Here is a 12,821-nt window from a genome sequence, read left to right as displayed (position 1 = left end):
TTTGACTGAAACAATTAAATGTATTGGTTGCGGTGTAGAAATTCAAACAGAAGATAAAAATGAAGTGGGATATGCTCCTGCCTCATCTTTAGAAAAAGAACAAGTCATTTGTCAACGCTGTTTTCGATTGAAACATTATAACGAAATTCAAGATGTCTCATTAACAGATGATGATTTCCTACGTATTCTAAACGGTATTGGAAAATCGGATGCGTTAGTAGTTAAAATTGTAGATATTTTTGACTTTAATGGTAGCTGGTTACCTGGCTTACATCGTTTCGTGGGAAATAATAAAGTATTACTTGTTGGGAATAAAGCTGATTTAATTCCTAAGTCAGTAAAACATGATAAAGTAAAGCATTGGATGCGCTATAGTGCAAAGCAGCTAGGATTAAAGCCAGAAGATGTCTTTTTAATTAGTGCAGCGAAGGGACAAGGGATTGCTGAGCTGGCAGATGCGATTGAGTATTACCGCGGCGGAAAAGATGTTTACGTTGTTGGATGTACAAATGTAGGGAAATCAACATTTATTAATCGGATGATTAAAGAATTTAGTGATGAGACTGAAAATGTAATTACAACATCTCATTTTCCAGGAACAACGCTTGATTTAATTGATATTCCGTTAGACGAAGAATCTTCTTTATATGATACACCAGGTATTATTAACCACCATCAAATGGCTCATTATGTTGGAAAACAAAGCTTAAAGCTTATTACACCAACAAAAGAAATTAAGCCGATGGTGTTCCAATTAAATGAAGAACAAACATTGTTCTTTAGCGGATTGGCACGTTTTGATTACGTAAGTGGCGGTCGTCGTGCATTTACTTGTCACTTCTCAAATCGTTTAACAATCCATCGTACAAAGCTTGAGAAAGCAGATGAATTGTATAAAAATCATGCAGGGGATTTACTAAGCCCGCCAACACCAGAAGAATTAGAAAATATGCCAGAGCTAGTGAAATACGAGTTTAATATTCGTGAACCAAAAACGGATGTTGTATTCTCTGGATTAGGATGGGTTACTGTGAACGAACCTGGAGCAAAAATTGTTGCACACGTACCAAAAGGAGTAAGTGTTTCATTGCGTAAATCTTTAATTTAATATGGAGAGGGATTTATGAAACAATTATATGGTGTAATCGGAAATCCAATTGGACATTCATTATCACCCGTTATGCATAACGATGCATTTGAACACTTGAATATGGATGCCCATTATCATGCTTTTCTTGTTAAAGAGGAAGTGCTAGGGGAAGCAGTAAGAGGTTTAAAAGCGTTAGGTATTTCAGGATTTAATGTAACAACTCCGCATAAAGTTGCGATTATGGATTATTTGGATAAGATTGACCCGCTAGCAAAACAAATTGGTGCAGTAAATACGGTGGTTCATAAGGATGGAAAATTGATTGGCTACAATACAGATGGAATTGGTTTTGTCCGAGCACTGCAATCCATTAGTAGTGAACCACTTCAAGAGAAACGTATTTTATTATTTGGCGCAGGCGGTGCTAGTCGAGCTATTTATTTTTCACTTGCTGATGCAGGGGTGAAAGAGATTGATGTAGCGAATCGTACAGTAGATAAGGCGAAAGAACTTATTGCTGCATGTACAGCTACTGTTCATTCTGTTGCTTTATCATTAGAAAAAGCAACAAAAGAACAAGGGAATTATGATATTATCATTCAGACGACAACGATAGGTATGCATCCACGCGTCGAACATACGCCGTTACAAATTTCTTCGTTGAAAAAGGGAACAATTGTATCAGATATAATTTATAATCCATTTGAAACGAAAATTTTATGTGAGGCGAAAGAGCAAGGTGCAATCATTCAAAATGGTATTGATATGTTTGTTTATCAAGGAGCGCTTGCATTTGAAATGTGGACAGGTTGCGTACCGAATATTGAACGAATGAAACAATTAGTTATAAGAAAGCTTGGAGGCTAACATATATGTTAACAGGAAAACAAAAAAGATTTTTACGTGCACAAGCACATCATTTAACACCAATTTTTCAAGTAGGAAAAGGCGGAGTAAATGAAAATATGATTAAACAAATTGCAGATACTTTAGAAGCTCGTGAGTTATTTAAAGTAAGTGTGCTACAAAACTGTGAATTCGATCGCCGTGAAGTTGCAGAAGAGCTTGCAAAAGGTGCACGTGCTGAAATCGTTCAAGTAATTGGAAGTACAATTGTTTTATACAAAGAATCAAGAGAAAACAAGCAAATTAAACTTCCTCGATAAAAATAGCATATGCTATTTTTATCACTAGTAATGGTGTAGAGATCGAAACCAATTGAACTTTTATTAACAGTAAACTCTCTTCGGATGGAAATGAAGAGAGTTGCTGTATGTAAAAGGAAGGGGCGTTTCTTTTGAGAAAAATTGGCATCATTGGCGGTACATTTGATCCGCCGCATTATGGGCATTTGCTCATTGCAAATGAAGTATATCACGCTTTGAATTTAGAAGAAGTATGGTTCTTGCCGAACCAAATTCCGCCGCATAAACAAGGGCGGAATATTACAAGTGTAGAAAGTCGCTTACAAATGTTAGAACTTGCGACTGAGGCAGAGGAACATTTTTCTATTTGTTTAGAAGAGCTAAGCAGGAAGGGCCCATCTTATACGTATGACACTATGCTACAATTGACGAAGAAGTATCCGGATGTGCAGTTTCACTTTATTATTGGTGGAGATATGGTTGAGTATTTACCAAAGTGGTATAACATTGAAGCGTTACTTGATCTTGTAACGTTTGTTGGAGTTGCAAGACCTGGTTATACATTGCATACACCTTATCCTATCACCACTGTGGAAATTCCGGAGTTTGCAGTTTCTTCATCTTTATTACGCGAGAGATATAAAGAGAAGAAAACATGTAAATATTTACTTCCTGAAAAAGTACAGGTATATATCGAGAGGAATGGGTTGTATGAATCGTGAGGAAGCACTTCATATTGTGAAACAACAAATGCATGAAAAACGTTATATACACACAATTGGTGTAATGGAGACGGCAATTGAACTTGCTAAATTATACGGTGTGGATGAAAAAAAGGCTGAAGTTGCAGCTATATTCCATGATTATGCGAAGTGTAGAGCGATTTCAGAGATGGAAGAGATCATTAAAAGTGAAGATTTGCCGAAAGATTTACTTTGTTATAACAAAGAGTTATGGCATGCACCTGTTGGGGCATACTTAGTAGAAAAAGAAGTAGGCATTACGGATCCTGAAATTCTGCAAGCTATTACATATCATACAAGTGGTCATGAGAAAATGACGATGTTAGATAAAGTAATTTATGTAGCTGATTACATTGAACCTGGGCGAAAGTTTCCGGGGGTAGAGGAAGCTCGTAAACTCGCATATGCGGATATAAATCAAGCTTTATTATTTGCGTTAAAGAGAACAATTCAATTTTTAATGGAAAAAAATCAAACGATTTATCCATTAACATTCCAAACATACAACGCAGTTATCAAGGAGGAAATGAGTAAATGAAAGATAAAGATTTATTAGTATTAGCAGCAAAAGCAGCTGATGATAAGAGAGCAGAAGATATGGTTGTCCTAAATATGCAAGGTATTTCACCAATTGCAGATTATTTCATTATTTGTCACGGTAACTCAGATAAGCAAGTGCAAGCAATTGCACGTGAAATTAAAGCGAAAGCACACGAGTTCCAAATCGACGTACAACGTATGGAAGGTTTTGACGAAGCTCGCTGGGTATTAGTTGACCTTGGAGATGTAGTTGCTCATGTATTCCATAAAGATGAGCGTAATCACTATAATTTAGAGCGTCTATGGGGCGATGTGCCACGTGAAGATATTACAGAAGAGTTAGGCCAATGAACTACGAGCAATTTGCGTTGCTGTACGATGAACTAATGAATGATGTCCCTTATGATAAATGGGTGGAATTCACAGAGGAAAGCTTGCAGCAAGCGGATATGAAAGAGGCGAAGATTCTTGATGTAGCATGCGGTACTGGTAATGTAACGCTTCCGCTTGTACAAAAGGGTTACGATGTAATCGGTGTCGATCTTTCGGAAGAAATGTTAGCAGTCGCACAGCAAAAACTAGGCGGAGAAGGGCATTTTATTCCTTTTTACCAACAAGATATGCGGGAGCTTGATGTTCCAGGTGAGTTTGAATGTGTAACGATCTTTTGTGATTCATTAAACTATGTATTGCAAGAAGATGGAGTGCAAGAAACATTCCGAAGAGTGTTTCATCATTTACGTCAAGATGGTTTGTTTTTATTTGATGTACATTCTTTATATAAAATACATCATGTATTTCAAAATGAAACATACACAGTGAATGGAGAAGAAATATCTCTTATTTGGAATTGCTTCCCTGGTGAAGATTCAAACAGTGTAGAACATGATTTAACATTCTTTGTTCAAGACCCAGAAGAAGATGTGTACCATCGTTTTGACGAATGTCACGTACAACGTGCATATCCGGTTGAAGAGTTAACGAAATGGCTTGAAGAAGCTGGTTTTACAGTGCTTCGTGTAACTGGTGACTTTGAGCGACTTGAAGTTACAGAACAAACAGAACGTATTTTCTTCATGGCGAAGAAAAACGGATAAAACAAAAGCAACCGAGAAGGTTGCTTTTGTTTTGTAAAGGAGCTGTAATTTTAGTTCTAGAATAATAAGAAGATGATATGTGTGAAGTGTGAAAATGCTAGTTTAAGTGAAAATATAATGTGAAAAAGTAAGTATTTATAAAAAGGATTTGGAATAACGATGACGTATTTATTATGTGTGCTTATTGAATTGCTGATCAACGCATTTTAAATCTTCATCAAACTTCTCGTGTGTCCGCTCGATTAATTTATGAAACATATCCCCAACATGTTCTTCTAAAACCCGAATGCCTTCTCCTGTAACGCCGCCTTTCACACATACTTTTTCTTGTAAAGTAGGCAATGTGAAAATCCCTTTTTCGAGTAGTTTCCCCATTCCGACGACCATTTCACTTACTAAAGTAGTGGCTTCTTCATGTGTAATATTTGTTTTATCTACAGCAGCGTTAATGAAACATTGTAATAAATAACTAAAGAATGCAGGGCCGCAGCTTGCTATATCAGATGAAACGCGCGTTATATCTTCTTCTATTACAAGGGGAGTAGAAATGTTTTTGAATAAGCGAAATAGTTTTTGTTGCCATTCTTCAGAGCAGTTACTTCCAAATGTAAATAGTGATGCGCCGGATAGGGCGCGGTTTGTAATGCTCGGAATAATACGGGCAACATGGCAAGGTACAAGTGTCTCTAATTGTGATGGAGATATTGGACTTGTGATAGAAACTAAGCACTTTTCATCAGAAAAATGTTCAGCGTATTTTTGCAAGATTGGGTATATATCTATCGGCTTTACGCAAATAAAAATAAGATGTGATCGTTCGATTACCTCATCAATAGTTTTGGCTATATGAACAGAAGGGTGTTTTTCCTTTATATGATATGCTTTGGCGGGCGTCCGATTAATGATCGTAAGGCACGAAGGTTTGACAGCACGGGTTTCTAAAAATGCATCGATTAGTATATTCCCCATGTTTCCTGTCCCTATAATTCCTATGTTCAATGTTTCATCCCTCCTTCGTAACAGCTTTCTCCTAAACAATATGAATGATGTTATAAATTTATGATTAGAGGTGAAAAATGATGTGGGATTTTCCAAAGAAATGGTTAGGATTAGTTGCTATTATTGGAACTGTGCTTTTTCTTATTTTCTGGAAAACGAATGAGCATACAGAGCGATCAGTTATTGCAACGGATGTTCAAGAGAAAGATATAGAGAAGAAAAGTAAACCGAAAATATCGGATACAAAGCAGCAGAAAAAAATAATTGTAATTGATATGAAAGGGGCTGTTGTTAAAGAGGGGGTGTATGAAATGAAAGAAGGGGACCGGGTCAAGGATGCTATTGAAAAAGCAGGTGGTTTTTTGCCTGAGGCAGATAGGATGAAGGTAAATTTAGCACAAATGGTACAAGACCAAATGATTCTTTACGTACCGAATAAAAACGAACAAGTGCAAGAAGTAGCTGCTGTTTCAAAGGGAGAGGGAAAAGTTCAAATAAATGCAGCTTCTAAAGAACAACTTGAAAAAATTACAGGTATTGGTTCTCGGAAAGCAGAAAGTATTTTGAAATATCGAGAGGAACATGGTCCGTTTCAAAAAATAGAAGATTTGTTAGAGATTGATGGGATTGGTGTGAAGTCTTTGGAGAAAATAAAAGATCAAATTATTATTCCGTAAAAGATTGACGAAGTTTTTCTTCATTCGCTACACTACAAGTAGACAAAAAAGTAGGTGAAGAATATGGAACGAATTTCATGGGATCAATATTTTATGACGCAAAGCCATTTGTTATCTTTACGTAGTACATGTACAAGGCTTGCAGTAGGAGCGACAATTGTTCGTGATAAACGAATTATTGCTGGTGGATATAATGGTTCAATTAAAGGTGGCGTACATTGTATAGATGATGGATGCTACGTTATTGACAATCATTGTGTTCGTACAATTCACGCAGAAATGAATGCTTTATTACAATGTGCAAAATTTGGTGTGAAAACGGAGGAAGCGGAAATTTATGTTACGCATTTTCCTTGTTTACAATGTTGTAAGGCGATTATTCAAAGTGGTATTACAGCAGTTTATTATGCACAGGATTATAAAAATCATCCGTATGCCGTAGAGTTATTTGAAAAAGCGAATGTAACGGTGAAACACGTTCCGCTAGAATATGATATTGCAGCATTAGAGGATCAAAAACGTCATATGGAGTTAAAAGAACTATTTGCATCTTTAGAAAAAGAGAACTTATCAATGGAAGAATTACAGCATGTATTCACGAAAGCAAAAATGATGCTATAAGGAGTGGGTATGAGTTGCAAGGACAATGGGGCTATGTTGCAATCTCATTTATAATAGGGATTGCAATTGCCTTCTCCTCTTCAGTTGTATTGCTAACTTGTTGTCTCGTTGTATATGTTTTCTTTTGTTTATATCGTACTTCGCGTAAAACCTTCTTTTATTGTATGATAGCGTGTTTTAGTGGCGCTATGTACACCGCGTATGTTCAAGGGCAAAACAAGCCTCTGGGAGAGTCCTATGAAGCTACAAGAGGAGTGATACATACTACACCTCTTATTAACGGCGATCGCCTCTCATTTCAAGTTGAAGATCAGAATAAAAATATAGTGCAGTTAAGTTACAAAATGAAATCAGCCTTGGAAAAGAAACAAATGCGACAATTACATGCAGGAGTATCATGTGTATTCGAAGGTGAGAGGAAAGAACCACAAATAGCTCGGAATTTTCATGGTTTTAATTATCGTGATTATTTATATAAGCAAAATATTCATTTCATATTGGACGCTACATATATTTCTGAATGCCATAAAATATCGTTGTCACTGGTGCAGTGGATTCTTCTTTTGAGGCAACAAGCAATCTCAGAAGTTACAGAAATGTTTCCAGAACAATCAGGTGCTTTTATGAATGCATTAGTATTTGGTGATAGACAACAAATGACATTTGAAGTTGAAGAGCAATATCAACAATTCGGTCTCGTGCATTTGTTGGCGATTTCAGGATCGCATATCGTATTGTTAATGGTAATCGTGTATTTTATTTTGCTAAGAAGCGGTGTGACAAGGGAGGTAGCGACAGTATGTCTTATCTTCTGCATTCCTCTATATATGATTTTAGCAGGAGCGTCACCATCTGTTATAAGAGCTTCTATAACAGGAGTTTTCATGTTAATTGCTTTTATGTGTTCTATTCGTTTATCTAGCTTAGATGCTTTAAGTATAACAGCTATATGTATGCTTATATTTGATCCATATCTTGTGTTTAATATTGGTTTTCAGTTTTCTTTCGTCGGTAGTTTTGCTTTACTTTTATCTGCCCCGCTTTTACTAGAGAGTGGTAATGGAGTAATTCGAAATTCTATTTATATTTCTCTTATTTCACAGCTCGTTAGTACTCCGATTTTGTTATATCACTTCGGTTATTTTTCTCCATATAGTATTTTCTTAAATATCCTATACGTTCCGTTTTTATCTCTCGTTGTATTGCCGTGCAGTATTGTTATTTTGATATGTATACCGATCATTCCGTTTCTTGCAAAAAGGCTTGGGAATGTATTATCAATAGGTTTGAATCTTTCTAATGATTTTTTAAGTTATTGCGAAAACTTACCATTTACCCGTCTTAATTTCGGACAAACACCTATACTTCTTGTAGCCCTATATTGCGTGAGTATTATTAGTATATTGATGGTTTGGGAAAGGCGAATGACGAAGGGGATTCTGTTTATATCTGCGGGTGTATTTCTTTTTATTAGTACATGCCATTATGTATATCCGTATTTTCGAGAAAGTGGGAGTGTTACCTTTCTCGATGTTGGACAGGGAGATGCAATATTAATTCGCCTCCCGTATGATCAAGAGATTTACCTTATTGATACTGGTGGAACAATTCGTCCAAACAAGGAAGAATGGCAACGTAAAAAGCATGAATTTTCTGTCGGAAATGATATTTTGATTCCTTATTTACAAAAGGAAGGTATTAAAAAGATCGATAAATTAATTATAACGCATGGAGATGCGGACCATATAGGTGCTGCACAAGAGTTGTTATCAAATATAACCGTAAAAGAAGTTGTATTTGGCCGAAAGGAACAAGATGCGGAATTAGAAAAAATAGTAAAGAAACAGGCTTTAGAAAAGGAAGTGAAAATAAGAGAAGTGAGAGAAGGAGAAAGTTGGAGCATAAATGGAGCGGAATTTTTCGTATTAGCGCCAACAGGGAAGGAGAGCAGTGAAAATAACGCTTCAATTGTAATGTTGGCAAAATTAGGAGGACTAACGTGGTTGTTTACAGGTGATTTAGAAGAAGAAGGTGAGAAGTTTTTAGTAGCTACGTATCCAGAGTTGCGAGCGGATGTTTTAAAGGTTGCTCATCATGGGAGTAATACGTCATCTACAACAACTTTTCTGAGCGTCGTACAGCCTAATATAGCCGTTATTTCTGCCGGTGAGCGTAATAGGTATGGGCACCCTCATAAGGACGTTATAGAGCGTTTTGAGAAGAGGGGGATTGAAATATGGCGTACGGATAAGCAAGGGGCTATCTCCTATGTTTTTAAAGGGGAAAACGGAACCTTTCGCAGCAAAATCACATATGATGAAACACATAATAGATAAAAAAGACTGCCAGTAAGCAGCAGTCTTTAAGAACCGATAAATTTAATAACAGTTGCAATGATGAAAAGTGTTGCGAAAAAACCAAATGAGACGATAAATCCTACCCCTGAATCAATAGCGTCATTGCGTTTACTTTGAACGTCTTGTTCAAAATCATTCATTTAGAATCCCTCCCCAACATTCCACTTTAGTATAAAATATTGTCAGAAAAAAATCTACAATTTCCATGTGAGGAGAAATAGAGCGTTTTTACTACTTTTAGATCATGAAGTAATATGAATTTTTGTTTCCAAGCATGTTAACAGTTGGCACTTATACTCGAATTTTTATTGCGAATAATAAAGGGAAGGTGATTACCGCACACCAATAAGAAACCCGGGGCTTATTGCGTGGCGTTTAATATAAATAAAGGGACGGGTTATATTGCCTGTTCCTTTGTACTTGTAAAACAAAAGCTAGGGCATTAGTATAAATATATATTGCCAAGTTAGGGAGTAGGAAAAAGTATGAGTGATATACATAAAAAGATTAAAAAGAAGCAGTTTGCTCCGTTATATTTACTGTATGGAACGGAAGCGTTTTTTATAAATGAAACGATAAAGCTTATTACAACAGAAGCGCTTGAAGAGGAAGATCGCGAGTTTAATGTTGTTACATATGATTTAGAAGAAGCATATTTAGAAGATGTGGTTGAGGATGCACGTACACTTCCTTTTTTCGGAGAACGTAAAGTGTTATTAATAAAATCACCACTCTTTTTAACTTCACAAAAAGAAAAGTTAGAACAAAATATAAAAATTTTAGAAGAATATATCGGGGAACCTTCTCCCTTTTCTATTCTTGTTTTTGTTGCGCCTTACGAAAAGCTGGATGAACGAAAAAAAATTACAAAACTATTAAAGAAAACAGCGGATGTAGTAGAAGCGAATGCAATGCAAGTGCAGGATGTTCAGAAGTGGATTGTTGCTCGGGCAGATGAAGTGCATGTGCATATTGATCATGCGGCTGTTAGCTTGTTGTTAGAGCTTGTGGGAAGTAATGTAACGATGTTGGCGAAGGAAATGGACAAGTTAACGTTATATGTCGGTATGGGCGGAGACATTACACCGAAACTCGTTGCAGAGCTTGTGCCAAAATCAGTTGAACAAAATGTGTTTGCTTTGACAGAAAAAGTGGTAAAAAAAGATATCGCGGGTGCGATGCAAATTTTGGATGGATTATTTACGCAGCAGGAGGAACCTATTAAATTGCTTGCGTTATTAGTAAGTCAATTCCGTTTACTGCATCAAGTGAAAGAGTTACAGCAGCGTGGTTACGGCCAAAATCAAATCGCGTCTCATATTGGTGTGCATCCATATCGTGTAAAATTAGCGATGAATCAAACGAAGTTTTTCTCTTTTGAAGAATTAAAAAAAGTGATAATGGAATTAGCGGAAGCTGATTATAGTATGAAAACGGGAAAAATGGATAAAAAACTTGTGCTCGAGTTTTTCTTAATGCGGTTAAATCATATGTGATGAAACAAAAAAAGTTCACGTGCTAAGAGCGTGAACTTTTTTGTATATAAAAAAACGATCCGAATGGATCGTTTTTTAAACGCCTTACGCGTTTACTTGTTTCGCTAAGCGAGATTTTTGACGAGCTGCAGCGTTTTGGTGGATAAGACCTTTACGAGCTGCTTTGTCAAGTTTTTTAGAAGCAGTTTTGAAAGCTTCTTTAGCATTTTCAAGATCGTTATTAGTAACTAAAGCTTCTACAGTTTTAACAGCAGAACGCATGTCAGACTTGATAGAAGCGTTATGTGCACGACGCTCTTCGCTAAGTTTAGCGCGTTTGATAGCAGATTTGATGTTTGCCATACTTTTCACCTCCCTGGTGCAATCGAATGACTCGATTCTTAACATAGAACAAGTGATATTCTATCAAACGGTGAAGAGAATTGCAATAGTATATCCATGAAATTTCACGTAAAGGAAAGAATGACCTTATATAACTTTGGGAAATCTAACGATATTTACTATGAATGACGGAGGAGATACGATGAAAGAACCACTAGATTTAAGTAAATATAGTGTTAGAACGGACCTTGCTGTAGAGGCACATCAAATGCTGCAAGAGCGCCAAGAAGAGCAACAAGGGATACAAGGAGTTGTTGTAAAAGAGAGGGAAGAAGAAGGTATTACCATTACAAAAGTAACGATTGATGAAGTTGCCTCGGAATCGATGGGTAAAAAACCTGGAAATTATTTAACGCTTGAAGTACAAGGTATACGTCAACAAGATACGGAGCTGCAACAAAAAGTAGAGCGTATTTTTGCAAAAGAATTTTCGTATTTCTTAGAAGAGGTTGGCGTTACGAAAGAAGCGAGCTGTTTAATTGTTGGTCTTGGGAATTGGAATGTAACACCAGATGCGCTTGGACCGATAGTTGTAGAAAATGTATTGGTAACGAGACATTTATTTCAATTGCAGCCTGAAAGTGTAGAAGAAGGCTTTAGGCCTGTTAGTGCAATTCGGCCCGGGGTAATGGGGATTACAGGAATTGAAACGAGCGATGTCATTTATGGAATCATTGAGAAGACGAAGCCAGACTTTGTCATTGCAATTGATGCATTAGCTGCTCGTTCTATTGAAAGGGTAAATAGTACGATACAAATTTCTGATACAGGAATTCATCCAGGGTCGGGTGTTGGGAATAAACGTAAGGAACTCAGTAAAGAAACATTAGGTATTCCTGTTATCGCAATTGGTGTTCCGACTGTGGTGGATGCCGTTTCGATTACAAGCGATACAATTGATTTTATTTTGAAACATTTTGGCCGAGAGATGAAAGAAGGAAATAAACCTTCCCGATCTTTGTTGCCAGCTGGTTTTACATTTGGAGAAAAGAAAAAATTAACAGAAGAGGATATGCCGGATGAAAAAAGCCGAAATATGTTTTTAGGTGCTGTAGGTACACTGGAAGATGAAGAGAAAAGAAAATTAATTTATGAAGTGTTATCTCCTCTTGGTCACAATTTAATGGTGACTCCGAAAGAAGTGGATGCCTTCATAGAGGATATGGCAAATGTAATAGCAAGTGGTTTAAATGCAGCGCTGCATCATCAAATTGATCAAGATAATACAGGAGCATATACACATTGATGAGAAGAGATGATAATCATGTAAGCCGCTTTTCGCTTTTATGTATATGTAGTGCGGCTATATGCTTACTTATGGTAATAGCAGGGGTGGCACTTGCAAATCACGGATTGAAAAGTATGAAAGGATATCAGCAAATGTCGTATGAACAAATCGCTCATATGACAGGAACAAAAGGTGATGCTGCTGAATCAGAAATTTTGGAGAGTTCGTTTTCCGCTACTGAAAAACAAAAACAATTAGAAAGCTTAAAAAGTTTTAATATTGTAGAAGGAATGGGCATGGCGATAGCAAGCGTTGCCTATGAAATAACAAAGTTTGGAACAGATATAGTTGTTGGGAAAGTAAAAGGGATTTTTAGTTAAGAGTCAAACGGAGGACGGTTGTTTTACAGGTTTGTAAGACAGCCGTTCTTTAATTTGAAAAAGGTTT

General features: G+C 36.6%; 16 protein-coding genes. 13 read left to right on the top strand and 3 right to left on the bottom strand.

Annotated elements, in window-relative coordinates:
- Nucleotide 1: 1 nt before the first annotated feature.
- The 7 genes from yqeH (at nucleotide 2) to ACTFNE_RS03130 (ending at nucleotide 4,615) form a co-directional block, all read left to right on the top strand.
- Complete coding sequence (gene yqeH / locus ACTFNE_RS03160; protein WP_000140795.1) at nucleotides 2-1,108, top strand: ribosome biogenesis GTPase YqeH; 1,107 nt, start codon at nucleotides 2-4, stop codon at nucleotides 1,106-1,108.
- Between the two features lie 15 nt (nucleotides 1,109-1,123).
- The gene (gene aroE / locus ACTFNE_RS03155; protein ID WP_270705383.1) at nucleotides 1,124-1,957 is read left to right on the top strand and encodes a shikimate dehydrogenase; all 834 of its coding nucleotides are present in this window, start codon (nucleotides 1,124-1,126) and stop codon (nucleotides 1,955-1,957) included.
- Between the two features lie 5 nt (nucleotides 1,958-1,962).
- Complete coding sequence (gene yhbY / locus ACTFNE_RS03150) at nucleotides 1,963-2,256, top strand: ribosome assembly RNA-binding protein YhbY (protein WP_000955224.1); 294 nt, start codon at nucleotides 1,963-1,965, stop codon at nucleotides 2,254-2,256.
- Nucleotides 2,257-2,387: 131 nt separating this feature from the next.
- Nucleotides 2,388-2,957, top strand: a complete 570-nt coding sequence (gene nadD / locus ACTFNE_RS03145; protein WP_001226054.1) for a nicotinate-nucleotide adenylyltransferase — start codon at nucleotides 2,388-2,390, stop codon at nucleotides 2,955-2,957.
- Nucleotides 2,947-3,516, top strand: a complete 570-nt coding sequence (gene yqeK, locus ACTFNE_RS03140; protein ID WP_001078245.1) for a bis(5'-nucleosyl)-tetraphosphatase (symmetrical) YqeK — start codon at nucleotides 2,947-2,949, stop codon at nucleotides 3,514-3,516. Before nadD ends, yqeK begins: the two co-directional genes overlap by 11 nt.
- A complete protein-coding gene (gene rsfS / locus ACTFNE_RS03135) occupies nucleotides 3,513-3,869 on the top strand; it encodes a ribosome silencing factor (protein ID WP_000653200.1) in 357 nt (118 codons plus the stop codon). The genes yqeK and rsfS overlap by 4 nt, the downstream gene beginning before the upstream one ends.
- The gene (locus ACTFNE_RS03130) at nucleotides 3,866-4,615 is read left to right on the top strand and encodes a class I SAM-dependent DNA methyltransferase (RefSeq protein ID WP_046197813.1); all 750 of its coding nucleotides are present in this window, start codon (nucleotides 3,866-3,868) and stop codon (nucleotides 4,613-4,615) included. Before rsfS ends, ACTFNE_RS03130 begins: the two co-directional genes overlap by 4 nt.
- A gap of 171 nt (nucleotides 4,616-4,786) precedes the next feature.
- Here ACTFNE_RS03130 and comER read toward each other — a convergent pair whose 3' ends face one another.
- On the bottom strand, nucleotides 4,787-5,614 hold the full coding sequence (gene comER, locus ACTFNE_RS03125) for a late competence protein ComER (protein ID WP_001020541.1): 828 nt from the start codon (nucleotides 5,612-5,614) through the stop codon (nucleotides 4,787-4,789).
- Nucleotides 5,615-5,691: 77 nt separating this feature from the next.
- Between comER and ACTFNE_RS03120 the strand changes: the two genes are divergently transcribed.
- From ACTFNE_RS03120 to ACTFNE_RS03110, 3 genes are all read left to right on the top strand, one after another.
- On the top strand, nucleotides 5,692-6,291 hold the full coding sequence (locus ACTFNE_RS03120) for a helix-hairpin-helix domain-containing protein (RefSeq protein WP_046197814.1): 600 nt from the start codon (nucleotides 5,692-5,694) through the stop codon (nucleotides 6,289-6,291).
- 63 nt (nucleotides 6,292-6,354) lie between these two features.
- Nucleotides 6,355-6,912: a ComE operon protein 2 gene (locus ACTFNE_RS03115; RefSeq protein ID WP_000439783.1), complete on the top strand. Its 558-nt coding sequence runs from the start codon at nucleotides 6,355-6,357 to the stop codon at nucleotides 6,910-6,912.
- A 14-nt stretch (nucleotides 6,913-6,926) separates the two neighbouring features.
- Nucleotides 6,927-9,248, top strand: a complete 2,322-nt coding sequence (locus tag ACTFNE_RS03110; RefSeq protein ID WP_270705382.1) for a DNA internalization-related competence protein ComEC/Rec2 — start codon at nucleotides 6,927-6,929, stop codon at nucleotides 9,246-9,248.
- 26 nt (nucleotides 9,249-9,274) lie between these two features.
- Here ACTFNE_RS03110 and ACTFNE_RS03105 read toward each other — a convergent pair whose 3' ends face one another.
- Nucleotides 9,275-9,409, bottom strand: a complete 135-nt coding sequence (locus ACTFNE_RS03105) for a YqzM family protein (RefSeq protein ID WP_270705381.1) — start codon at nucleotides 9,407-9,409, stop codon at nucleotides 9,275-9,277.
- A 345-nt stretch (nucleotides 9,410-9,754) separates the two neighbouring features.
- Here ACTFNE_RS03105 and holA point away from each other — a divergent pair, with 345 nt between their 5' ends.
- Complete coding sequence (gene holA, locus ACTFNE_RS03100; RefSeq protein WP_001279918.1) at nucleotides 9,755-10,765, top strand: DNA polymerase III subunit delta; 1,011 nt, start codon at nucleotides 9,755-9,757, stop codon at nucleotides 10,763-10,765.
- Between the two features lie 84 nt (nucleotides 10,766-10,849).
- On the opposite strand, the gene rpsT is transcribed toward holA, so the two are convergent.
- Complete coding sequence (gene rpsT / locus ACTFNE_RS03095) at nucleotides 10,850-11,107, bottom strand: 30S ribosomal protein S20 (protein WP_001274011.1); 258 nt, start codon at nucleotides 11,105-11,107, stop codon at nucleotides 10,850-10,852.
- Nucleotides 11,108-11,288: 181 nt separating this feature from the next.
- On the opposite strand from rpsT, the gene gpr reads away from it, so the two are divergent.
- Both gpr and ACTFNE_RS03085 read left to right on the top strand, forming a co-directional pair.
- Nucleotides 11,289-12,392 (top strand): GPR endopeptidase, encoded by a 1,104-nt coding sequence (gene gpr, locus ACTFNE_RS03090; RefSeq protein ID WP_000662638.1) that lies wholly within the window; start codon nucleotides 11,289-11,291, stop codon nucleotides 12,390-12,392.
- Nucleotides 12,392-12,754 (top strand): YqxA family protein, encoded by a 363-nt coding sequence (locus tag ACTFNE_RS03085; RefSeq protein ID WP_001250498.1) that lies wholly within the window; start codon nucleotides 12,392-12,394, stop codon nucleotides 12,752-12,754. The genes gpr and ACTFNE_RS03085 overlap by 1 nt, the downstream gene beginning before the upstream one ends.
- Nucleotides 12,755-12,821: the final 67 nt, after the last annotated feature.

This window comes from Bacillus cereus group sp. MYBKT111-2 (assembly GCF_051915205.1).
Lineage (GTDB): Bacteria > Bacillota > Bacilli > Bacillales > Bacillaceae_G > Bacillus_A > Bacillus_A paranthracis.
This window is presented reverse-complemented; position numbering and strand designations above follow the sequence as displayed.